The sequence below is a fragment of the Mesorhizobium sp. G2-6-1 genome (genome assembly GCF_055809095.1).
This window is the reverse complement of record NZ_CM147896.1, coordinates 2539242-2560492: the sequence shown is the minus strand read 5'-3', so window position 1 is coordinate 2560492 and position 21251 is coordinate 2539242. Positions and strand designations below refer to the sequence as shown.

The 21251-nt window shown below is 54.7% G+C and carries 21 protein-coding genes, 1 tRNA gene and 3 pseudogenes; 15 read left to right on the top strand and 10 right to left on the bottom strand.

What is annotated here, in order from left to right; translation table 11 throughout:
* Positions 1 to 181 precede the first annotated feature (181 nt).
* The 4 genes and pseudogenes from leuA to AC0L7S_RS12355 all read left to right on the top strand — a co-directional run bounded on the left by leuA (position 182) and on the right by AC0L7S_RS12355 (position 5377).
* Positions 182 to 1911 (top strand): annotated as a pseudogene (gene leuA, locus AC0L7S_RS12370) (2-isopropylmalate synthase).
* A gap of 199 nt (positions 1912 to 2110) precedes the next feature.
* Positions 2111 to 3904 carry a tetratricopeptide repeat protein gene (locus AC0L7S_RS12365; RefSeq protein ID WP_473471273.1) on the top strand — a complete coding sequence of 598 codons (1794 nt, stop codon included), beginning with the start codon at positions 2111 to 2113 and terminating at the stop codon, positions 3902 to 3904.
* A 133-nt stretch (positions 3905 to 4037) separates the two neighbouring features.
* Positions 4038 to 4679, top strand: a complete 642-nt coding sequence (locus tag AC0L7S_RS12360) for an alpha/beta fold hydrolase (protein ID WP_473471271.1) — start codon at positions 4038 to 4040, stop codon at positions 4677 to 4679.
* Between the two features lie 83 nt (positions 4680 to 4762).
* A complete protein-coding gene (locus AC0L7S_RS12355) occupies positions 4763 to 5377 on the top strand; it encodes a hypothetical protein (RefSeq protein ID WP_473471269.1) in 615 nt (204 codons plus the stop codon).
* Here AC0L7S_RS12355 and AC0L7S_RS12350 read toward each other — a convergent pair.
* Entirely contained in the window at positions 5367 to 6299 is a 933-nt protein-coding gene (locus tag AC0L7S_RS12350; protein ID WP_473471267.1) for a metallophosphoesterase family protein, read from the bottom strand. The genes AC0L7S_RS12355 and AC0L7S_RS12350 overlap by 11 nt on opposite strands.
* A 95-nt stretch (positions 6300 to 6394) precedes the next feature.
* Here AC0L7S_RS12350 and AC0L7S_RS12345 point away from each other — a divergent pair, with 95 nt between their 5' ends.
* Complete coding sequence (locus tag AC0L7S_RS12345) at positions 6395 to 6895, top strand: NUDIX domain-containing protein (protein ID WP_473471265.1); 501 nt, start codon at positions 6395 to 6397, stop codon at positions 6893 to 6895.
* Position 6896: 1 nt separating this feature from the next.
* Here AC0L7S_RS12345 and AC0L7S_RS12340 read toward each other — a convergent pair whose 3' ends face one another.
* The gene (locus tag AC0L7S_RS12340; RefSeq protein WP_473471264.1) at positions 6897 to 7886 is read right to left on the bottom strand and encodes a glutathione S-transferase family protein; all 990 of its coding nucleotides are present in this window, start codon (positions 7884 to 7886) and stop codon (positions 6897 to 6899) included.
* A gap of 265 nt (positions 7887 to 8151) precedes the next feature.
* Between AC0L7S_RS12340 and AC0L7S_RS12335 the strand changes: the two are divergent.
* From AC0L7S_RS12335 to AC0L7S_RS12315, 5 genes and pseudogenes are all read left to right on the top strand, one after another.
* Positions 8152 to 8663, top strand: a pseudogene (locus tag AC0L7S_RS12335) (GNAT family N-acetyltransferase).
* A gap of 73 nt (positions 8664 to 8736) precedes the next feature.
* Positions 8737 to 9499 (top strand): annotated as a pseudogene (locus AC0L7S_RS12330) (3-hydroxyacyl-CoA dehydrogenase).
* 45 nt (positions 9500 to 9544) lie between these two features.
* Complete coding sequence (locus tag AC0L7S_RS12325; RefSeq protein WP_473471262.1) at positions 9545 to 10279, top strand: HugZ family pyridoxamine 5'-phosphate oxidase; 735 nt, start codon at positions 9545 to 9547, stop codon at positions 10277 to 10279.
* Positions 10280 to 10474: 195 nt separating this feature from the next.
* Positions 10475 to 10810, top strand: coding sequence for an ArsR/SmtB family transcription factor (locus AC0L7S_RS12320; protein WP_473471260.1), 336 nt, complete (start codon positions 10475 to 10477; stop codon positions 10808 to 10810).
* Between the two features lie 57 nt (positions 10811 to 10867).
* Positions 10868 to 11671, top strand: coding sequence for a TrmH family RNA methyltransferase (locus AC0L7S_RS12315; RefSeq protein ID WP_473471258.1), 804 nt, complete (start codon positions 10868 to 10870; stop codon positions 11669 to 11671).
* 23 nt (positions 11672 to 11694) lie between these two features.
* Here the strand turns inward: AC0L7S_RS12315 and AC0L7S_RS12310 are convergent, their stop codons facing one another.
* The 3 genes from AC0L7S_RS12310 to AC0L7S_RS12300 all read right to left on the bottom strand — a co-directional run bounded on the left by AC0L7S_RS12310 (position 11695) and on the right by AC0L7S_RS12300 (position 13530).
* Positions 11695 to 12159: a hypothetical protein gene (locus AC0L7S_RS12310; protein ID WP_473471256.1), complete on the bottom strand. Its 465-nt coding sequence runs from the start codon at positions 12157 to 12159 to the stop codon at positions 11695 to 11697.
* Between the two features lie 79 nt (positions 12160 to 12238).
* Positions 12239 to 12904: a hypothetical protein gene (locus tag AC0L7S_RS12305; RefSeq protein ID WP_473471254.1), complete on the bottom strand. Its 666-nt coding sequence runs from the start codon at positions 12902 to 12904 to the stop codon at positions 12239 to 12241.
* 89 nt (positions 12905 to 12993) lie between these two features.
* Positions 12994 to 13530 (bottom strand): DUF1134 domain-containing protein, encoded by a 537-nt coding sequence (locus AC0L7S_RS12300; protein WP_473474282.1) that lies wholly within the window; start codon positions 13528 to 13530, stop codon positions 12994 to 12996.
* Positions 13531 to 13851: 321 nt separating this feature from the next.
* Between AC0L7S_RS12300 and chpT the strand changes: the two genes are divergently transcribed.
* Positions 13852 to 14481 carry a histidine phosphotransferase ChpT gene (gene chpT / locus AC0L7S_RS12295; RefSeq protein ID WP_473471252.1) on the top strand — a complete coding sequence of 210 codons (630 nt, stop codon included), beginning with the start codon at positions 13852 to 13854 and terminating at the stop codon, positions 14479 to 14481.
* A gap of 168 nt (positions 14482 to 14649) precedes the next feature.
* Entirely contained in the window at positions 14650 to 15018 is a 369-nt protein-coding gene (locus tag AC0L7S_RS12290; RefSeq protein ID WP_473471251.1) for a response regulator, read from the top strand.
* A 178-nt stretch (positions 15019 to 15196) separates the two neighbouring features.
* Here AC0L7S_RS12290 and ctrA read toward each other — a convergent pair whose 3' ends face one another.
* Complete coding sequence (ctrA, locus tag AC0L7S_RS12285; protein WP_473471249.1) at positions 15197 to 15892, bottom strand: response regulator transcription factor CtrA; 696 nt, start codon at positions 15890 to 15892, stop codon at positions 15197 to 15199.
* 31 nt (positions 15893 to 15923) lie between these two features.
* Positions 15924 to 16124: a hypothetical protein gene (locus tag AC0L7S_RS12280; protein WP_473471246.1), complete on the bottom strand. Its 201-nt coding sequence runs from the start codon at positions 16122 to 16124 to the stop codon at positions 15924 to 15926.
* 216 nt (positions 16125 to 16340) lie between these two features.
* Here AC0L7S_RS12280 and AC0L7S_RS12275 point away from each other — a divergent pair, with 216 nt between their 5' ends.
* Positions 16341 to 16718, top strand: coding sequence for a flagellar export protein FliJ (locus AC0L7S_RS12275; protein WP_473471244.1), 378 nt, complete (start codon positions 16341 to 16343; stop codon positions 16716 to 16718).
* 367 nt (positions 16719 to 17085) lie between these two features.
* Here the strand turns inward: AC0L7S_RS12275 and sciP are convergent, their stop codons facing one another.
* On the bottom strand, positions 17086 to 17361 hold the full coding sequence (gene sciP, locus AC0L7S_RS12270) for a CtrA inhibitor SciP (protein WP_023679563.1): 276 nt from the start codon (positions 17359 to 17361) through the stop codon (positions 17086 to 17088).
* A 325-nt stretch (positions 17362 to 17686) separates the two neighbouring features.
* Between sciP and mnmA the strand changes: the two genes are divergently transcribed.
* The gene (gene mnmA / locus AC0L7S_RS12265) at positions 17687 to 18877 is read left to right on the top strand and encodes a tRNA 2-thiouridine(34) synthase MnmA (protein ID WP_473471242.1); all 1191 of its coding nucleotides are present in this window, start codon (positions 17687 to 17689) and stop codon (positions 18875 to 18877) included.
* 101 nt (positions 18878 to 18978) lie between these two features.
* Here the strand turns inward: mnmA and AC0L7S_RS12260 are convergent, their stop codons facing one another.
* On the bottom strand, positions 18979 to 19938 hold the full coding sequence (locus AC0L7S_RS12260) for a Gfo/Idh/MocA family protein (protein WP_473471240.1): 960 nt from the start codon (positions 19936 to 19938) through the stop codon (positions 18979 to 18981).
* 244 nt (positions 19939 to 20182) lie between these two features.
* Here AC0L7S_RS12260 and AC0L7S_RS12255 point away from each other — a divergent pair.
* Positions 20183 to 20259, top strand: a tRNA-Met gene (locus tag AC0L7S_RS12255).
* A gap of 250 nt (positions 20260 to 20509) precedes the next feature.
* On the opposite strand, the gene AC0L7S_RS12250 is transcribed toward AC0L7S_RS12255, so the two are convergent.
* Positions 20510 to 21175, bottom strand: a complete 666-nt coding sequence (locus AC0L7S_RS12250; protein ID WP_473471238.1) for a hypothetical protein — start codon at positions 21173 to 21175, stop codon at positions 20510 to 20512.
* Positions 21176 to 21251: the final 76 nt, after the last annotated feature.

Genomic DNA, 21251 nt, shown 5'->3' with positions numbered 1-21251 from the left:
CTTCTCGGTCTTACAGGCGATCGCCGGGCCCGCTGAAGGAGCGCCCGGCGGTCGAGAACCGCCGTTTGGCACCATGCTCCTTGGCACATTACAATCAGTGAACGAAACTCAGTTGAGAGGCACCACTCGGTGTCCGTGACCGCCCGATGGCAGGTCCGGCAAGTGGTCGGGAGATAAAGCGATGAACGCACATGATGAAATCCGCACAGGTGCCGGCAGGGGAATGCCGGATGCAGCACGAAAATACCAACCCTATCCGACGGTGGGTCTGACTGACCGCATCTGGCCCTCCAAAGTCATAGAAAAAGCACCTGTCTGGTGCTCGGTCGACTTACGCGACGGCAATCAGGCACTGATCGACCCGATGGGCCATGACCGCAAGGCGCGCATGTTTGCTCTGCTCCTCGATATGGGCTTCAAGGAAATCGAAATTGGGTTTCCTCCGCATCCCAGACCGACTTCGATTTCGCCCGCTGGTGCATTGAGGAAGGAAATGTTCCCAATGATGTCTCGCTTCAGGTGCTGGTCCAGTGTCGAGCGGAACTCATCTCCCGTACATTTGAAGCACTGGAAGGTGCGACGCGCCCGATCGTGCATTTTTATAATTCCACCAGTGAATTGCAGCGCCGCGTCGTGTTTGAAAAAGACGTGCGCGGTATCAAGACGATCGCCACCGATGCCGCCAAACTGATAACCGACATGGCGGCAAAAGCTACGAAGTCGGGAAGCGATGGCTTTCGGTTTCAATATTCGCCGGAAAGCTTCACAGGAACCGAACTCGAAGTTGCACTGGAAATCTGCAACGCCGTGACCGAAATCGTCAAACCGACGCCAAAGAACAAGTTGATCGTCAATCTGCCTTCGACCGTCGAGATGTCGACGCCCAATGTCTATGCCGACCGCATTGAATGGATGATCCGCCATCTCGACAACCGCGAAAATCTCATCATTTCACTGCATCCCCATAACGACCGGGGCACCGGTATAGCCACAACCGAATTGGGTCTGATGGCCGGGGCCGACCGGGTTGAGGGAACGCTGTTTGGCAATGGCGAACGCACCGGCAATGTCGATATCGTCACCCTGGCGCTCAACATGTACACGCAAGGCGTCGATCCGTTGATTGACTGTTCTGACATCAACCGGATGAAGGACGTCTATGAATATTCCAACCAGCTCAAGATACCCGAACGCCATCCCTATGTCGGCGAACTGGTCTACACAGCCTTCTCAGGCTCGCATCAGGACGCCATCAACAAAGGCATCAAGGCGCTCAAGAAAGCCAATACGACAACATGGGAAGTTCCCTATCTGCCGATCGACCCCGCCGATGTAGGGCGTAGCTATGAAGCAATCATCCGTATCAACTCCCAGTCAGGAAAGGGTGGCATTGCCTACATTCTTCAAGCTGACTATGGGCTCAATCTGCCGCGCAGCCTGCAAGTCGAATTCAGCCACGAGATCCAGGAAATCACGGATAAGGAAGGCAAGGAAGTCTCGGCAAAACGCATTCATGAGCGTTTTCTCGAAGCCTATGTCGATCAGCCCGGCGCGCGCCTGAAATTCGTCGATCATCACACTTACCCGGACACCGCGCACAAGGGACGCCGGCTGGTCGAAGCCACGATTCTCGATGGCGGACAGGAGATGACGATCAGTGGAACCGGCACAGGGCCCATCGACGGTTTCATCGACGCCCTGTCGCGCCACATAGGTGTGACAATGTCTGTCATCGACTATTCGGAACATTCCATGCAGCGCGGCTCCAACGCAGCAGCGATCTGTTACATGGAAATGGAATACCCGGACGGAAAGATATTCGGCGTCGGTATCAATACAAATATCTCGGCCGCGTCATTGGAAGCTGTCGTCTCGGCAGCCAATCGCATCGTCGGACGCAAGGGCAACTGAGCCATTCCGGCGTGCCTTGCCAAACCTCTGGCGAGGTGGATTTGAAGTTCGTTTCATTTGACTTCGACGTCACTGATACGAACTTCAAATCGCCAAACCACACTAAAATCATAAATTTGCCAGAGCGCGACGCACGGTAGTCGGCAAAACGCCGCACGGGGGTAGAATCCCGGTGCTTGTATCGTGGCCCGAGCTATATATGATTGACACCCGGTCAACGCCTGTTCGGAAGGGTCGACACGTGCAGCACTACACGCCTGCTGCCCCCGCAGTGCGCAAGACGTTGGAGCGATTGCTTGCCAGCGAAACGTTCAGTCGTTCTGAACGGGCCCGCGATCTCATACAGTATCTTGTTGAACGCGAACAAGCTGGAGAAGCCGCCAAGCTCAAGGGCTTCTCCATCGCAATGGATGTGTTTGGGAAGGATGCCGGTTTCGATCCATCGACCGATGCGGTCGTCCGCGTTCAAGCTGGCCGGTTACGCGAACTGTTGCAACAATATTTCACGACCGAGGGTGCTGGCGAACCGCTACGCATTATCATTCCGCGCGGAACATATGTGCCCGCTTATGAGTTCGACACAGTGTGTCCGACACTCGCCCCCGATTTACCGGCAAGCCCACACCAGGAACAGCTGTCGTCTCAAGAGGAAACGAAACTCCACGCCAATTCCGGCACCTCGGCAGTCACGTCGATCAATCGACACTTGCTATGTTTATGGTTGGCGATTGCAATTGTCGTTGCAGCGCTCGCCTTTTTGATCCTGCGTCAAAGCAATATCTTGTCAACGGTCGGCGCAAATCTGGACACAGTCACTGCTAACACATCCCTCACAGCCCGCAAAGCCTCCATTCAAGGGCAGAAAAGTCTACCGACAGTCTATCTCTCGGTCATTGACGATAAGGAGGAGGGCAGTCGCGTGGCGACCGCGATGCGCACGGGCCTTTCAGGCTTCGACACGATCAATTTCATCGGGCGCAAATTCATCGGCGACCCCGACCCAAAACGCGATGCAACCAAGTTTATCTTCAAAGTATTACCTGGACAGGCAACAGGAAACGTAACCGTTGAGCTTCAGAATATTGGCACGGGCCGGGTTCTGTTGTCGCGTGTGCTGGAAGCAACCGAAATTGAAGCCGCCAATGTGGACGACAAAATTGCCGGCCTCCTCAGCGCCACCGTCCCCGCATCAGGGAGCATTTACAGTTATATCGACATAGCTGGTCTCCAATCGGGTTTGACCAGATGCCTGCTTCTCAACGACGATTTCTATCAGGCACAAGATGCCCGCAAACTGGAGACGACTTACCGCTGTTTTGAAAAACTGATCGCTGAAGACGGGAAATCGCCGCTAATCTATTCAGAACTTTCGGCTCTACATCTTGAAGCCGTCGTTAACCACTACGCCTATCCGCCATCTGCCACGATTGAAGGGGCAACGGAACTGGCCCACCGCGCCATGCAAATAAGCGCCACCAGCCCGTATGTCTATCGCGCCTTCGGTTATCTGAATACGCGCCTTGGCAACTCAGAGGATGCGACGCGGTGGCTACGCAGGGCGTATGAACTCAATACCTACGATCTCACCATGGCAGCAGCCTATGGATACGGTCTTGTTTTTGCAGGAGATTACGTCCAGGGCACAAAAATCATGGAACGAGCGGTCGAAGCCTCTACCGCACATCCTCCATGGTGGGATTTTGGCCTGTTTCTGGGTGACTTCATGCTTGGAAATATGGATGGCGCTCGAGAAGCGGCCATCTCGCTGACATCGGCAAACTCGAAATCCCAATACCTTGCAGCCCGCCTTATCGTCGCCGATGCTGCAGGTGACGAACACACCAAGGCCGAGTTGCTGCGTGAAATTACATCACGCTTCCCGAATTTCGCCACCAATCTGCGGCAGATTTTCACCGGCAGGAAATATCCGAAGGACCTCACCGATCGTCTGGTAAAAGCCCTTTTGGCTGCCGGCCTCGGCAAAGCCAGTTGAGACCCAATGACTGCATCGCTCTACGTTTCCGATCAGGAAGTGGCCCCCAAACCATAGTCTTTCTGCATGGCTTCGGGGGTGCAGCGCTATATGGCGTGATCAGGCCAACAGCTTATCGCAAAATGGACGGTCATTGGCCTATGACTTGCCGGGTCATGACCAGTCGCTTGATTTTCCTGACGCTGGCCCGCCGAAACTGGCTGCACGGTCCATTCTTGCCGATTTGGCACAGCGCGGTGTTGGCAAGGTGCACATCGTCGGCCACTCCATGGGCGGCGCGATCGCCGTCATCATGGCGCTGTCGCAACCTGAGAATATTTCCTCCCTGACGCTGCTCGCACCCGGCGGGTTTGGCCCGCAAATCAACGGACCGCTTCTGCGTCGCTATGGTGCGGCCACAGACTTCGTTGAACTGCGCGCCTGCCTTGAGGCCATGTCCGGGCCGGACAGCACTGTTCCTGAAGCCACGGTCAAACGGTATGTGGAAATGCGCGCGCGGCCCGGCCAGAAGGAAAAGCTGGTTGAAATAGCTGAAATAATTACCAAAAACGACCGGCAGGGCGAAATTCCACGAACATCACTCGCTGCGCTGACAATGCCGGTCTCAGTGGTGTGGGGAACAAATGATCCCGTTTTGCCACCAACGCAAGCCGATGACTTGCCACATCACTTTCAGCGCCACCTCGTGGCAGGTGCAGGTCATATGCTGATCGAGGAAGCACCCGATCTCATCAAGGATTTGATAGACGCCAGAATAAACGCCAGCCAGACATGATAATTGCGCTGGCTGCGATCCTCGGATGCATTTCATTTTAGGCTATGTTAATCTGTTGTTTACCAACAGACGAGCCGACACCAATGAGCGATGCAGGTGAAAACGTCACGCCAATCGATCCACAGAATCGACTGGCCGCGTCCATACGGAGTGTGAAAAACGCCATTGCCGACCGCGATGACGTTGTCGTTGACATGCGCGAAGCCCATCGGATGCGCCTGGAGTTGCTTGCCTCCGAACTTGCCCCTGTGTTCTCGGATGTTCCCACGGACATCGACAATTTCGACTTCACTGTTTCGTCCGGGTTGCAGCCGCGCCTGTGGATCGACGCCGTCAGCCACGTTGCCATGGGCCGTGACCGCCGGACCTATCGCTTCCTCAAGGATACGCGTGTGGGCCGCGTCGTGCTGGCTGAATCCACGCAAATGAAGCCGATTGTCGATCAGGTGACGCTCTATGTCGCCGAGCGCATCATCGAGCGCGAACGCATGATGGAAAACGGTGCCGAACCGGCAACCGGCATTGTGCGTACGCCGGTTCCCGAAGTCGCGCAAGAAGAGCCGAAAACGCCGCAATCAAAACTCTGGTCAGCGTTTCTCACCGGTCTTGCCCTGATCGCAGCCGGCGCACTGGTTGGGCTCGTCTTTTCGCTGGTGCTGTTTTGGGATCGCATCGCCGCAATGAAAATCAGTTTTTGACGAAACTGCGCTGGACCTCCAGCGCGCTGAGTTCCAACTTCTGAATTTCGGATGGCGGCATGGCAGGCCCGGCAAGCCCGCGCCGTGTCAGAATGATGCGCCAAGCACCGTTTTCACCATCAATGTCGATGAGATTATATTGGGCTGCCGGATGCGAATGACCCGGTGCCTGTCCGGCCGCAGCTACGCCGACGACGGGCACTCTTGCACTGGCTGCGCCGATGAAATGGAGCGACGGCAGGTGCGAATGTCCATGCAGGACGAGTTCCGCCCCGCATTTGCCGATAACCTTGTGGAAGCGGCCAATGCCGAACAGGCGCTTGACCTGCGAGACAGCACCGCGCACCGGCGGGTGATGGATCATGATAACGCGAAACAGCCCACGTTTTCCGGTCTCGTCGAGTATTTTTTCCAGACGTCTCGCCTGTTTCTCCCGAAAGAAACCATTGGCCATGAAGGGTGCGGTCGCGCGTGCGCTCGATACACCTATCAGCGCGATGTTGGCGCGCACACGAAGATAGGGAAATGCATGGCGGTCGATCAGGTGTGTGACACCGTCTCCCCTCATCCACGAGGCCCACGAACGACATGCCTTGTCGAAAGCGCCGGGCACATAAGCGTCATGATTGCCAGGAACCACCGATACATCATGCGTCGATCCCAGCGTTTCCAGCCATGATCGAGCCATCTCGATTTCACCATCGAGCGCCAGATTGACGAGATCGCCGGTCACGGCAATATGGTCGGGTTGGTGCGCTTTGAGATCGGACGCAATTGTGTCGATGACCGCGTCGTGTATGTAACGGCGTCGATTGCGCTGCCAGTTGATGTACCCAATCACCCGCTTGGAGGCGAGGTCGCGATAGGATACAGCGGGCAGTGGTCCCATATGGACATCGGACATATGCGCAAGCCTGAACATGACCTCTTCTTACGGGAGAGAAGCAATGCTTTCCACTCTTCACCTGTCAAATTCGATCAAGATGAATAGCGATAAATCGAAGCAAGGACTTGCCGATGACCGATAGCCAGTCCGAAAGCGCGTTTCGCCAGAGCGGATGGCCCGGCATCCGAGCGAAACTATTCCATTTCTTTTTCGTGCTGACACGCCCGATGACGCTCGGCGTGCGCGGTCTTGTTCACAACCGCGCCGACAATTCGGTTTTTCTCATTCGTCATACCTATGTACCGGGCTGGCAATTGCCGGGCGGTGGGGTAGAGCCGGGAGAAACAATGACGCAGGCGCTGGAACGCGAGCTTTCCGAGGAAGGTAACATCGCCTTTGCGACGCCACCAATCCTCAAATCAATGCATTTCAACCGTCATGCCAGCCGACGCGATCATGTCGGTTTCTACCTGATTGAAGGCTCTCGCCAGACAGCACCAAAAACGCCGGACCGCGAAATCGCCGAGGCCGGTTTCTTTGCGCTGGACGATCTGCCGAAAAACACCACGCCTGCAACACGGCGCAGGATCGCCGAGATATTTGAAGGCACCCCACCCTCACCCTACTGGTAGATCACGCAGCTTTGGCAAACCTGCCACGATTATGCGCAGCGGAATAATTCAACTCCGGGCCAACGGGCACGATGCGCGTCGGGTTGATGGTGGGATGGCTGCCATAGTAATGCGCCTTGATGTGCAACAGGTTCACCGTGTCCGCAATAGCGGGCATCTGATAAAGCTCACGCAGATAATTCGACAGGTTCGCATAGTCCGCAATGCGCCTGAGGTTGCATTTGAAATGCCCCACATAGACCGGGTCGAACCGCACCAGTGTCGTAAAAAGCCGCCAGTCGGCTTCGCTCAGGCGTTCGCCCGCAAGATAGCGCTGGTGTGACAATGTCTCATCCAAGGTGTCCAGCGTCGAAAACAGCTCATCAAACGCCTCTTTATAGGCAGTCTGCGTCGTGGCAAATCCGGCACGATAAACGCCATTGTTAACAAATGGATAGACCAGTGCGTTGATTCTATCTATCTCGCCGCGCAATGCCTGCGGGTAGAAATCCACATCTCGATTGCCCCATTCATCAAAAGCGGAATTGAGCATGCGGATGATCTCGGACGATTCATTGGAAACGATTGTCTGGTTCTTTTTGTCCCAAAGCACCGGTACAGTGACCCTGCCCGAATAGGCTGGATCAGATTTGGTGTAGATCTGGTGTAAAAAATCCAGACCATAGAGCGTATCGCCGGTTGCGCCATCTTCGCTCAGGAACGTCCAGCCATCTGGACCCATATAGTGATGGACGACCGAAACGGAGATGACATCCTCCAGTTTCTTGCAAGCACGAAAGATCATTGTCCGGTGCGCCCACGGACAAGCATGCGAGACGTAGAGATGATAACGCCCCGGCTCCGCTTTGAACGCGCGCGAGCGCCCTTCACCAACGGCCCCATCGGCTGTCACCCAGTCTCGCCATTGCGAAGTGGACCGTACGAATTTTCCGCCACTTTCCTTCGTGTCGTACCAGCGATCGTGCCACTTGCCATCTACCAGCAATCCCATGATCCATCCTTTCCGCAATTCAGGATATATAGTGCGAAATCACCTCTTGTCGGGATCATCATCGCTGAACACAGCGTCAATGCCACTTAGAAGCGATAGACCAATTGCGGCCCGCGAGAATTGGTGCTAGCGGAAACTCCATGCTGGACCTCTTTGCAACCATCCGGTTCGACCGACGACGAAAGGACGCCCGCGCTTGACGCGCTAACTGGCGAACGCTGCCATTTGCAGCAATCTCTTCCTCGCACACCGGAACGCGAAGACAATGCCCCCTGCCGACATTCAATATCTGCCGGAAACGCCCGCGCATGATGCCGAAATTGACATAATCAACGAACGGGCATTCGGTCCTGGACGCTTTGCACGCGCTGCTTACAGAATCCGCGAAGATGGGCCGCATGAACGCTCCCTGTCATTCGTGGCGGTAAAGGGCGGCAAAGTCATCGCGTCGGTACGCATGACACGCATAGCCGCCGGCTCCGGCCGCGCACTCATGCTTGGCCCTTTGGCGGTTCGCCCGTCATACAAAAACCTCGGCATCGGTCGCCATCTGGTGACACTGGCGCTTGAAGCTGCAAAAAATGCACAGATTGCGGCGGTGATACTGGTTGGCGACGAGCCCTATTACGGACCGCTGGGCTTTCAAAAATCCCGCGCGGGCAAATCTCCATGCCGCGACCGGTCGATTTGAATCGTCTGCTGGTGCATGAAATAATAGAAGGCTCTGCGGCTGGGCTTTCAGGCGAAGTTCGCCATGCCGATCTGGCCGAAGCCTGAGTGCTGGCTTGAGCATTGATTGCCCGACCAGATGCAGTTTCGTCGCATCAAATGAACTGTCGAGGAGACAAGGATGAACCCAAACGGTCAGACTGCAATCATCACAGGCGGAGGCTCTGGCCTCGGCGAGGCAACAGCGCGCGCTTTGGCCGCAAAAGGTGCCCGTATTGCCATTCTTGATATCGGTATCGAACGCGCAGCCAAGGTCGCCAGCGAAATTGATGCTATTGCCATCCAGTGCGATGTCAGCAGCGCCGAAAGTGGCGCCGCCGCTATCGCCGAGGTCACGCAAAAGCTTGGAGCACCCCGTATCCTCGTCAATTGCGCCGGCATCGCCATTGGTGTGAAAACAATCGGCAAAGAAGGGCCGCACCCGCTCGATCAATACCGCAAGGTCATCGAAGTCAACTTGATCGGCACCTTCAATATGATCCGCCTCGCCGCTGAGGCCACATCGAAACTCGAGCCCTTGCAGGGCGGCGAGCGCGGTGTCATCGTCAACACCGCTTCCGTCGCCGCTTATGATGGGCAGATCGGTCAGATTGCCTATTCTTCGTCCAAGGGCGGCATCGTTGCCATGACGTTGCCGGCGGCGCGTGATCTCGCCCGCTCGGGCATCCGCGTTTGCACCATTGCACCGGGCATATTCAAAACACCGATGATGGCTGGCATGCCCCAGGACGTGCAGGATTCTGCTGGGCGCGGCAGTCCCCTTCCCGCCAAGGCTCGGTGAACCGTCCGAATATGCGGCTCTTGCATTGCATATCGTCGAAAACCAGATGCTCAACGGCGAAACGATCCGCCTTGATGGCGCCATCCGCATGGCACCAAGATAGCTCTCAAGACATCGGTTCGGGATGACGAATTTGGAAGATCGGAAAATGGAGGTCATCCGCGTCACGGATAATGATGCGATTGCTCTGGCAAAGACACTTGTGCGCACAGCGCGCTTTGCGGCTCTGGCCACTATCGAGCCGGTGACGGGCACACCACTGGCAAGCCGGGTTGGCATGGCCAGCGATATCGATGCAACACCGCTTGTTCTGGTTTCTGCGCTTGCAGCCCATACAAGCGCGATCACCACCGATCCGCGTTGTTCTTTGCTGCTCGGCGAACCCGGCAAGGGCGACCCGCTGGCTTATCCGCGCCTCACGCTTGTCTGCACCGCAAAGCAGCTTGTACGCGGCTCAACCGACCATGAGCGCGCGGCGCGCCGCTACCTCAACCGCAACCCCAAGGCCAAGCTTTACGCCGATCTCGGAGACTTCTCCTTCTTTCGTCTCGAAGTCGAACGGGCAAGCTTGAATGGCGGATTTGGCAAAGCCTATCTGCTTGAACGCAGTGACCTGATCCTCAACAGCCCGATCAATGAGGAACTTGCGGCAAATGAACAATCGGCGCTCATTCACATGAACACGCAACACCGGGATGCCATTGCCACATACGCAGGCGTTTCCCCTCAGACGCCCGACAGGAACTGGACCTTGACAGGACTTGACGCCGAAGGCATGGACCTGGCGGCTAGTGGCGAAGTGCAGCGTGTTTTGTTTCCCAAGCCGCTGGCAACATTGCAAGAACTGCGACCTACGTTAATTGCGATGGCAAAACCGCGCTGAAATCGAATAAAATCAGTATCAAAGAATTCTTTCCGCTCTCAACCATAGATAGGTCTTGAGATTTAGCGGGAATGTTCTAGGTTTAAATACAGACCGCTTGTGTAGCACCCGCGAGAGCGGACACAGAACATGACATACACTACCCCCTCGCCATTGCCCCCATGGCGTCTGGGCTGTTGTACTGGATAGGGGATCATGGATTCATTCAAGACAAACGCGCGCGTCGAGGCCGCCGCTTTTCTGGCTTTGATGGGCAACGAAAAACGCCTCGCTATTATGGTTCAGCTTATTGATTCTGAACTGTCGGTGGGTGCCATCGCTGCAAAGGTATCACTCAGCCAATCGGCTCTTTCGCAGCATCTGGCCAAGCTGCGGGCTTTCAACCTTGTCCAGACTCGAAGAGATCGCCAGACGATCTATTATTCGTGTCATTCTGACGCCGTGCGAAAGCTGTTGATGTATCTTGAGCAAGTCTTCATCGTGACCGAGAGACCCGAACTGCGCCACCACTTTCACGAAACGGGGGCTTGACCGCCAGCCCTTGCGCCTCTTTACCCCTCAACGACGATGAGGACGTATGGGGATGGCATGGGAATTATCCGAATAGACGAACCTGGCGACCCGCGCATTGCCGCCTATCGTGACATCCGCGAACGTGATCTGGTTGGCAGGCAAGGACGCTTCATTGCCGAAGGTAAGGTTGTTCTCAATGTTCTCTTGACCGAGCGACGGTTCAAAACTGAATCCATCCTTGTCCTGGAAAATCGTCTTACGGGTCTTTCTCAAATTCTCGATAATTTACCGGAAAATGTCCCGGTCTATGTCACATCCAGCGCAATCATGGATCAAATCGCCGGGTTTCCAATGCACCGCGGCATTCTGGCAATCGGCATCAAGAAGGCACCAATCGGTGTTGGAGAATTGCTTTCAACCCTTGGCAAAGACGCGCTTGTCGTCGTTCTGGTCGGAATTTCCAACCATGACAATGTTGGCGCGATCTTCCGCAATGCCGCGGCATTCGGTGCAAAAGCGGTGCTTCTGGACACGACAAGCTGCGATCCGCTCTATCGAAAGGCGATCCGCGTTTCCGTCGGGGCGGCTCTCAAGGTTCCTTTTGCCACCTTCGATGCCCCTCTCCATGTAGCCAGAGAACTGGAACAGTTCGGCTTCAGGCGGTTTGCACTGTCGCCTTCCGGCATGACCGATATTCGCGATGTGGTATGCGATAGCCCGACGGCATTGTTTCTCGGCAGCGAGGGGCATGGATTGCCTGACGATCTGATGTCATGCATGGACACATTGCGCATCGATATGGCCAAGGATTTTGACAGCCTGAATGTCGCCACAGCATCCGCAATCGCACTGCATCATTTCGCGCGTCACGCCTTATAGACAAGAACTGAGAACAGCCGACATCAGGCGGGCGTTGAACCGGCCTTCTGCAATGCGCGGATACGATCGGCAAGACTGAGCATCCGCCGCTCATCATTACTTTGCGCAACACCATTACCGGGCATGTCCAGTGCCTTGGCGATGGGTGAATCCGCACCATCCAGCATTGCTGTGAGATGAACAACTTCCGCAGCCAAATTGCTCATCTGCTCGCGCAATTGCTCATTGTCTTTCTGGTCAGCCTCGTGATCGACCCCGGTCGCAGAGCCAGATGCGGCAAGTTCTGATTTCAGCTTCCTGTTGTCGCGCACCAAGGTCGCCAGCCTTGCTTCAAGCCTCAAGCGATCGGCATCAAGCTTGGCAAGCGCCTTCTCAATCTGGCCATCGCTTCCACCGGGCCCTGCTTCAGCCTGATTGACGTCCACACCCAGACGCTGTGCTGTCAGTTCGCGGCCGGTATTGGCTTTCGCCTTGAGTTTCTCACGCAACCGAGCCAGTTCCTTTTCTCTGCGCTCCAGCTTGTCTTCGCGATCAGCGACGGTCGCAATTAGCCGCTCGATCCGCTTTTCAAAAGCGGCGATCTTCTTCTGCTCCGCCTTTAAAGATCTCGCGCAAAGCTTGATTTTCGGTCGCAATCTCGCGGTTCTGCTGCTCACCATCCTTACGCTGGTTTCGCAAACTCGTCAGGTCGAGGCTGAATTGCTCAAGCTCGGATTCACGCGCCACCAATTCGATCTGGCGACTGCTCGCCAGAAAACTGGCATCGTCATACATCTGCCCCAGTTTTTCGAGTTCCGCAGCCTCTTGCTCAAATTTGCGCTCCATCTCGTTCATTTTGGAGCCAAGCTGCTGCAATTCTTCGTCGCGTTGGCCAAGTTTGCTTCGAAGTTCTCCGTTCACGGCGTCTAAATCTCGAATAGCCTCACTCTTTTGCGTGCTTTCGGCCGTTTCCGCTTTCAAATCCTCATGAGAGCGGCCAATTTTCACCATTTGCTCTGCCGATTTTTCCCGAAGTGCCTTGATTTCCATCTCAAGCCGCCGGATGTCCACGGCAAACTTCGCCCTGACCTGATCTTTGTCAGCCTGGATTTCGGAAAATGTCAGCGGCACCGATCCTTCAATCCGCTTGCGTGTCAACGCAACCGCCCGCCGCCAGATCGGCGGGGCCATCATCAGCGCCAGAAATCCCGCACAGAGAAATCCGAGAACGAAAAGCAGGATCGATTGGGCCAATTTAATCTATCCGTTGAAGCTCACTGTCTGCGCCAGTCGCATGACCTAATTTCAGCGCCTCGGCAAGTCCTGAAAACGGTAAATGGAGCTTAGAACGGGTTCCATGTCGGCTTTTGGGTAAGCTTCAGATAGCCCACATTGACACCCAGTCTTGCACCAACTCCCGTGCGGATAGGCACCAGAAGCATGTTGCCGTTCTTCAAGACGTTGAAGCCGACACCAGCCACGACATAGGCAGAACCGGCCACGCCGCCAAAGCGGCTGTAGAGACTGTTGATGTCATCGAGGTTGTAGACCAGCATCATGGCACGCGAACCCTCGCCGCCGAAATCCCATCCAAGAGACGGGCCTTGCCAGAACACCTTATGGTCACCCGCATTCTTCGTATAGAGCGTGCCCTCGCCATAGGTCAGACCGCCAACGAACGCGCCGGAGCCCTCTTCGCCCAGCAGATAGCCATTGGGCAGACCGTATGAAGCAAATATTCTTTCCACCACGCTGGCCAGACCGCCAGAGGTCGCGCCGAAAAATTTGTGACCTGAATCGACGATCTCCTGAGCGGTGTATTCCTGAGCCCGCAAAGCCGTGCTCGAAACAATGAACGCGCTCGTCATGACGATTGTCATAGCGATAAGCCGGACCAAACTCCGGTCGCAAAATCTGGAAAACATGCAGCCAATCTCCGTCACGGAGCACTTTTTTGTCGGCACCCTGTACCCCGCAACTCTTGAATGGCAGCTGAGGTAACTCTCACGGCAAACTAGGCCGTAATCCTTTTTCAACCATTAAGCTTTCACATGAAGATGGCCGTTCAAAGGCTAATGCTGATTTGGCACGCTCCCGCACGAACGGTATTCATATCAAAAGTGCTAGAGTGTGATTCGACGTAACGGCATATATTTCATTTTCAATCAGGCCGCCTGTGATTTTTGCAAGGACCACCGTCAATGACCGACTTATTCACTCTCTCCGCGCCCGATCTTGCCGCGCTTTTGTGCAGTCGTGTCTGCCATGACATCATTTCCCCGGTCGGTGCCATCAATAACGGCCTCGAACTACTCGACGAAGGTGGCGCTGACGAAGACGCCATGAACCTGATTCGCCAAAGCGCGCGCAACGCTTCGGCAAGGTTGCAGTTTGCACGCATCGCCTTCGGTGCGGCAGGTTCCGCAGGCATGATGATAGACACCGGCGATGCGGAAACCGTTGCGACGGCGTTTTTGAAGAACGAGAAACCGGAACTGACCTGGGCTGGAACACGTGCTCTGTTGCCCAAGAACAAGGTCAAACTGCTCCTCAATCTCATCCTCATCGCCAATGCCGCCATTCCGCGTGGTGGCAAGATTGCAGTGACCCTCCACGATCCCGAAACCGAGCCACGTTTTACACTGATGGCAAGTGGTCCGATGCTGCGCGTTCCGCCGAAATTTCTGGAACTCCATTCCGGACACAAGCCAGAGGAAGCCATCGATGCCCACGCGGTGCAGCCCTATTACACGCTGCTACTGGCGCGCGAAGCCGGCATGACCATATCTATCCATGCAACAGCCGATGAAATCACCCTGACCGCAGCGTAAACCACCCGGAGCCTGATCGACCTTTTTCGGTCGCAAATAGCGCCTGAAGCGTGATCTTTCCAAAGAGTTTACCAAAGCCGTTGCCAGGATTTTTACCGATTTGGTCTATATTTGACCTCAAATTCCTTTTGGTCGTGCTTCGAGCGGGAGGGCAAGGAGGGTACAAAAATGAAACGTTGCATGTTCGTTGACGGCTCAAGCGTCATCCGCAAGGTTGCCAGACGCATCCTCGCAGGTCCCGACATGATCGTAGTGGAAACTGGCACCGGCAGTGAAGCGATCGAAATGTGCGAGGCGCAAATGCCCGATATCATTGTGATCGACGGCTCACTGGCAGACATGCAGACCGCAGATTTGGTACGCAGCATACGCGCCATCGAAAGTCCGGTCGATCCGCAAATCCTTGTTTCCCTGGTTGAAGTCGACATTGGCGCCATCATGCGCGCCAAGCGCGCTGGCGCTCAAGGCTATTTGCTAAAGCCTTTCAACCGCTCCCAATTGCTCGAACGCTTCCGCACCTTGCATATCGCGGCGTAATTATCGCGAGTGCTGGCTGTTGAAACAGGGGGACAATCTCCTCTTCGACTTGGCGTAAACGCAAATTTCCCATCATGGCGTTCCGGTCAAATCCACTCAATTGAGCACATCGTGCTTGGGATTCGAATACAAAAAACCCGGCAACAAGCCGGGTTTTTTGTAAGAATTATCAGATCGATTACGCGCTTTCGCGTACTTCTTCCGGCTCGCGCAGAACGTAGCCGCGTCCCCACACCGTTTCGATGTAGTTTTGGCCACCCGAGGAAGCGTCCAGCTTCTTGCGCAACTTGCAAATGAAAACGTCGATGATCTTCAGTTCCGGTTCGTCCATGCCGCCATAGAGATGGTTGAGGAACATTTCCTTGGTGAGCGTCGTGCCCTTGCGCAGCGAGAGCAACTCCAGCATCTGGTATTCCTTGCCGGTCAAATGAACCCGCTGGCCACCAACTTCGACCGTCTTGGCATCGAGATTGACCACCAGATCGCCGGTGGTGATAACCGATTGAGCATGCCCTTTCGAGCGGCGCACAATGGCATGAATTCGCGCAATCAACTCGTCCTTATGGAACGGCTTGGTCATATAATCGTCGGCACCAAATCCAAGGCCGCGGACCTTGTCTTCAATGCCCGCCATGCCCGAAAGGATAAGGATCGGCGTCTTGACTTTGGACAGCCTGAGTGTGCGCAGGACTTCATAGCCCGACATATCAGGCAGATTAAGGTCCAGGAGAATTATGTCATAGTCGTAAAGCTTCCCAAGGTCGACGCCTTCCTCACCGAGGTCGGTCGTGTAGACATTGAAGCTCTCGGACTTCAACATAAGTTCGATGCTTTGTGCGGTTGCACTGTCATCTTCTATCAGCAGAACGCGCATCTTAATCCCCTTTTCTGCCGCCGGACCATCTTCAAACGCATCCAGAACCGGAACAGTGATTGCCTAAATCGAAAACTGCCATCGAATGGTTAACAAATCCTAATTTCGCCCACCAATCGATACCACATTTTTTAACCTCTCGCCACATTCCTTTGAATCCAAAGATAAATTTGACGCGCATTTGCTCAAATTTTACATCAAGAAATTCAAATAAGCGACTCAAACGACTCATTAGCCCCTATCCATTCCACCTTCGGAATTTTTACTTGGCCTTAAGTCCTGCCACGTATGATTAACAATGCCCGTAAACGAATGGTTACTGGCGGAGAAAAATTTTAGGACTTTGTTTCCCATAGGTTCGGGAAATTCGGTGGATACGGGTCGTAGCCGAGTCCTTTGGTGCTGATGAATCGATAAGTGCGTATGTGCGTTCGCGGGAGTATGAGTCATGAAGTCACGTGAAAATCTCGTTCGTCTGAAGCAATTTCAGGTTACCGAGAAGCGGCGGCAACTGCTGCAACTGGACATGATGATTGCAGAATTCGAGCGCATGGCCGGTGAACTGGAGCTCCAGATCACTGCTGAGGAAAAAAAGGCTGGCATTACCGATATCAATCATTTTGCCTACCCCACCTTTGCCAAAGCGGCACGCCAGCGCCGCGATAATCTCAGAGATTCCCAATCCGACCTCGCGCAACAGCGAAGCACCGCCGAATCATTACTAGGTGAAGCTGAAGCGGAGCTTTCCAAAGCGGAAATGCTGGAATCGCGAGATACCAAGGGCCGCGAAGCCGAAGTCAGCACGCCCAACGTCATGATTGGCTAGTGCATGTCACCCAAAAGTGTGCAGCGGTTTTTCAGACAACGACATGCATGAAAACAATGGCTTAAAGCACCCTGCATGAATCCATCCAGACGCGGCGTGCTTTGGAGTGTTTCGCTTCATTCCTCGCTGGAAGAGGGAGCGGAAGCGATAACCCCCCCGAAATCTTCGCGATAGCGCGCCTGACGCTCCTGCCAGGAATTAAATCGGCAAGCGGCCACGCGCCAAATCGCACGCACATTTCCCCATCGGCTGAACGACTGGCAATTGCGGCTCGGCGGATTTGGAAAGCGGAGAACGGGGCAACAGCCCCGATATCCTAAAGCAAATGATAGAGTGCTTTTGTGCGTCCGGATGGACGTATCGCGCTCTAATGCCTGTATTGTTGAATGCGCGTTGTGCGCAAACCAGCCAAACCATATTCATCGATGGAGGCCTGCCAGGACAGAAACTCCTCGGTGGTCAGTTTGTAGCGCTGACAGGCTTCCTCAAGGCTAAGGAGGCCGCCACGCACGGCCGCAACCACCTCCGCCTTGCGGCGAATTACCCACCGACGAGTATTCGTCGGTGGCAAATCGGCAATTGTAAGCGGGCTGCCATCGGGCCCTATAACATACTTGACGCGCGGTCTAATAAGATCGGTCATCAGACTCTCTACTAAAAACACAAAAGAACCAATCCCAGCCACATTACTGACACAGCTTTAAAATTTGCCTAAGCAGTTCCTAATGGATAGGTAAGGTTCATGAACGTCGCGTTAGGGAATTTTCCAGCATTTGAAATAAGTGCCGGAATGCCTGTCTGGAGCGGTATCGGAGCACCATATCCCCTGAACGCAAGCTGGCGCTGGGCGAAAGCTTGACCTATATTGTCAGCATTGGGTCTGTATTGATGGGCTCGACACCAGATATATTCGACAAAGGTATTGCGAGCGGCGACAACGCGCCCGGCAAAATTTCGGAATAAATGATATGAACAGCCTGGACCTTCCCGGATCCCCCGAAAACACGCGCATTGTTGTTGCCATGTCGGGTGGCGTCGATTCTTCCGTCGTTGCGGGGCTCTTGAAACGCGAGGGCTACGATGTTGTCGGCGTAACCTTGCAACTTTACGATCATGGAGCGGCCACCCATCGCTCAGGTTCCTGCTGCGCCGGTCAGGACATTGACGATGCCCGCCGCGTTGCCGAAACGCTTGGCATTCCCCACTATGTGCTCAATTACGAAGAGCGTTTTCGCAAAGCCGTCATTGACCCATTTGCCGAAAGCTACGTGCATGGCGAAACCCCGATTCCTTGCGTATCGTGCAATCAAACCGTGAAATTCGCGGATTTGCTTGCCACGGCCAAGGAACTTGGTGCCGATGCACTGGCGACCGGCCACTATATCCGCTCACGTGCCAATGGTGCGCACCGCTCGCTATACCGGCCCGTCGATGCCGACCGTGACCAGAGTTATTTCCTGTTCGCCACGACGCAGGCACAGATCGACTATCTTCGCTTTCCACTTGGCGATTTGCCCAAGCCCGCTGTGCGCGCCATCGCCGAGGAAATGGAATTGACGGTTGCTGCCAAGCACGACAGTCAAGACATCTGCTTTGTGCCGCAGGGAAAATATTCTGACGTTATTGCCAAGCTCAGGCCGACTGCAGCGAACCCTGGCGACATTGTCCATATGGACGGCCGCATTCTGGGCCAGCATGAAGGTATCTTGCGATACACGATTGGCCAGCGGCGTGGCATCGGAATTGCATCCGGCGAGCCACTATATGTCGTCTATATCGATGCCGAGAACGCGCGCGTCATCGTAGGACCACGCGAAGCACTGGAAACTCACAAGGTCTATCTGCGTAACACCAACTGGTTGGGAGATGGCGACCTCACCGACATTCCTTCTCAGGGCATCGAACTGTTCGCCAAAGTACGGTCAGCCAGACCACCCCGCCCGGCAGTCCTGCACCACGAAGCAGGTTCCACCTTTGTTGAACTGGTCGATGGCGAATCCGGCGTTGCCCCCGGTCAGGCTTGCGTTCTTTATTCCGATGACGGTAACGAAGCACGGGTTCTGGGTGGCGGCTTTATAGGGCGCTCGGAACGCGGCGCCGAAGCCGAAGCGATGCTCGTGCGCCTCGGCGCTCGACCAGCTCCGATTTCAGCCGGATAATGCATGTCGCCCAAAAATGTGCAGCGGTTTTTTAGACAACGATATTCATGAAAACAAAAGCTTAAAGCACCCTGCATGAATCCCTTTAGACGCAATGAGCTCTAAAATCGGTCATGATTTACGGTACCGGCGGTAAGAACGCGCAGCACTCTTATCGCTTCTTCGCCATCGGTGCGCGGTTCCATTCGCGTTTCGATGCACTCCATAAAGTGCTCCAGTTCGCGTGTCAGCGGCATGCCTTGCTCCACCGGCACATATGAAGGCTCATTGGCCGTAAAGGCCCAGTGACCACTATCTTGCCACACTGCATGACGATAGACGGCAAGCTTGCGCTCCCACGGCTCAACGTCGTCAAAAACCGCCATTGCTTTCGTACCCACCACGGTCAGCCGCCTCTCGCGATAGGGATTGAGGCGCGAAGTAAAGAGATGGCCACGCAGATTGCCTGGGAAACGCATATGCAGATGAGCAAAATCACTGAGATGATCGAGAAGAGCGGCCCCCTCCCCATGCACTTCAACCGGCTCCGAGCCAGTTATGGCCAGAATCATCGATAGATCGTGCGGCGCCAGATCCCACAATGCGTCATTTTCAGTGTGAAACTTGCCAAGGCCAAGCCGATGCGAATGAATATAACGCACCTCTCCAAGTTCACCGTCATCGACAAGCGCCTTCAACTTCTCGAAAGCAGGGTGAAAGCGCAAGACATGGCCAACCATGAAAACACGCTTATGGTCTTTTGCGGCTTTCACCGAGCGTTGCGCATCCGCGACCGTTAGCGCGACAGGTTTCTCGACCAGAACGTCCTTGCCAGCTTCCACAGCCCGCACCGCCATATCGGCATGGTACTGCGGCGGCAGCGCCATGACGATCGCATCGACATCGCTGCACTCAAAGAGTGCGTCCGGTTCAATTGCCAGGCACTCCTGCTCGCTGGCAAAACCTTCCGCGCGGGCGCTATTGACGTCGGAGACTGCGTGCAGCGCGCCGAGAGCCTTGAGGGTGCGGATGTGGTTACTGCCCCAGTAACCGCACCCGAGGACGGCAATACGCGGTTTCATCAATTGAGAACTCAAAAATTTCTTGGCTGACACATAGCGGCGCAAATTCGCGAACTCAACCCCGACGACCGTTGCGAAAGCACTGACAAACCGGTTATGCCCCAAAACAATACGTCAGGCATGTGGGAAACAGCGCTTTTGCCTGCTTGACACGCTTGGCATGGCAACATTATATCCGCCCGACCTTGACGATGGCTTCGGCGCACTTGCGTATCGCAGATGTTTTTCGATCCTATCGTACCCTGGCGGGATAGCTCAGTTGGTTAGAGCACGGGAATCATAATCCTGGGGTCGGTGGTTCGAGTCCACTTCCCGCTACCAATTTTTCCTTGAATTGACACACATTGGGACGCATAATTTCATATAATTATTGAAATTAACGGCATGTGTAGACGAGGCCGACCACTCGTCGACCCTTGTCAACAATCACACATCCAACCTTCGTTGACAGGTCATCGCTCCCAGTGGAAACTGGCCATGCAAAATCCATGAAACGGGAATTCCACTTACTCATATGCGATGTCATTCGAAGCTCCATCAGGGAGCTTCGAATTATCACTTTTGCGTGAATTTAAATGCGTTCGGAAAACGTCACGATCTCGCGCCAGTCTCCGTCACCTAACTTCACTTCAAATCCTGTGCTTTTGCGGGTGCCGGCCGAGTTGATCGTTTCCCAATCAAGCTCATAGATTTTCACCGAAAAGGGCGCACCGAAGACGACGCCAAGAACGACCGTATTTCGAGCATCGTGCGGCACAATGAAGTGCAGGTCGTCGCTCTCACTTATCGCCGTAACGATGTGAAAACTGTATTTCGCGCCTCTAATGATTGCATACAGACCAATCTTCTCATTTTTGGCGTCCAGGTCATCATCGAGTGGAAATGCTGGATGACCGCCATCCGTCTGAATAAATCCAGCGACGATATTGACTGCGCCACCCGCGACCGCGTTATGATGCTTACGTTGGCTCTCGGTGAATTCTGGAGCCACGCCATTTGCTAGCCACAGTTCGTTAACTTTGAGCAACTGTGCCAGCGCAGTCATCGGCTTATGGCGTGGCCGCGTTTCGCCGTAAAACCATTTTCGCACAGTTTCAGGTGTCACGTTTAGGCCGTAGGCTTCCAGTTGGTCCACGAACCATCCGAGGCGACCATAGTTCAACTGTGGGACATCTGGATTCCCATCGCACACACCTTCGAGCCGCTTTGCGAATTCAGGATGCACAATCTTTTTCATCAGCATGACTCCCGAATCACTGTAGTTCCTTATAAATCATCTATTTTATTGGGTTTATTCTGCTTTTAAGGTGACC

What these genes read in the sequence shown, in the direction of transcription:
- AC0L7S_RS12365 (WP_473471273.1), top strand. Translation starts at nt 2,111, where the DNA reads ATGATTGACACCCGGTCAACGCCTGTTCGGAAGGGTCGACACGTGCAG.
- AC0L7S_RS12355 (WP_473471269.1), top strand. Translation starts at nt 4,763, where the DNA reads ATGAGCGATGCAGGTGAAAACGTCACGCCAATCGATCCACAGAATCGA.
- AC0L7S_RS12350 (WP_473471267.1), bottom strand. Translation starts at nt 6,299, where the DNA reads ATGTTCAGGCTTGCGCATATGTCCGATGTCCATATGGGACCACTGCCC.
- AC0L7S_RS12345 (WP_473471265.1), top strand. Translation starts at nt 6,395, where the DNA reads ATGACCGATAGCCAGTCCGAAAGCGCGTTTCGCCAGAGCGGATGGCCC.
- AC0L7S_RS12340 (WP_473471264.1), bottom strand. Translation starts at nt 7,886, where the DNA reads ATGGGATTGCTGGTAGATGGCAAGTGGCACGATCGCTGGTACGACACG.
- AC0L7S_RS12325 (WP_473471262.1), top strand. Translation starts at nt 9,545, where the DNA reads ATGGAGGTCATCCGCGTCACGGATAATGATGCGATTGCTCTGGCAAAG.
- AC0L7S_RS12320 (WP_473471260.1), top strand. Translation starts at nt 10,475, where the DNA reads ATGGATTCATTCAAGACAAACGCGCGCGTCGAGGCCGCCGCTTTTCTG.
- AC0L7S_RS12315 (WP_473471258.1), top strand. Translation starts at nt 10,868, where the DNA reads ATGGGAATTATCCGAATAGACGAACCTGGCGACCCGCGCATTGCCGCC.
- AC0L7S_RS12300 (WP_473474282.1), bottom strand. Translation starts at nt 13,530, where the DNA reads ATGACAATCGTCATGACGAGCGCGTTCATTGTTTCGAGCACGGCTTTG.
- chpT (WP_473471252.1), top strand. Translation starts at nt 13,852, where the DNA reads ATGACCGACTTATTCACTCTCTCCGCGCCCGATCTTGCCGCGCTTTTG.
- AC0L7S_RS12290 (WP_473471251.1), top strand. Translation starts at nt 14,650, where the DNA reads ATGAAACGTTGCATGTTCGTTGACGGCTCAAGCGTCATCCGCAAGGTT.
- ctrA (WP_473471249.1), bottom strand. Translation starts at nt 15,892, where the DNA reads ATGCGCGTTCTGCTGATAGAAGATGACAGTGCAACCGCACAAAGCATC.
- AC0L7S_RS12280 (WP_473471246.1), bottom strand. Translation starts at nt 16,124, where the DNA reads ATGAGTCGTTTGAGTCGCTTATTTGAATTTCTTGATGTAAAATTTGAG.
- AC0L7S_RS12275 (WP_473471244.1), top strand. Translation starts at nt 16,341, where the DNA reads ATGAAGTCACGTGAAAATCTCGTTCGTCTGAAGCAATTTCAGGTTACC.
- sciP (WP_023679563.1), bottom strand. Translation starts at nt 17,361, where the DNA reads ATGACCGATCTTATTAGACCGCGCGTCAAGTATGTTATAGGGCCCGAT.
- mnmA (WP_473471242.1), top strand. Translation starts at nt 17,687, where the DNA reads ATGAACAGCCTGGACCTTCCCGGATCCCCCGAAAACACGCGCATTGTT.
- AC0L7S_RS12260 (WP_473471240.1), bottom strand. Translation starts at nt 19,938, where the DNA reads ATGAAACCGCGTATTGCCGTCCTCGGGTGCGGTTACTGGGGCAGTAAC.
- AC0L7S_RS12250 (WP_473471238.1), bottom strand. Translation starts at nt 21,175, where the DNA reads ATGAAAAAGATTGTGCATCCTGAATTCGCAAAGCGGCTCGAAGGTGTG.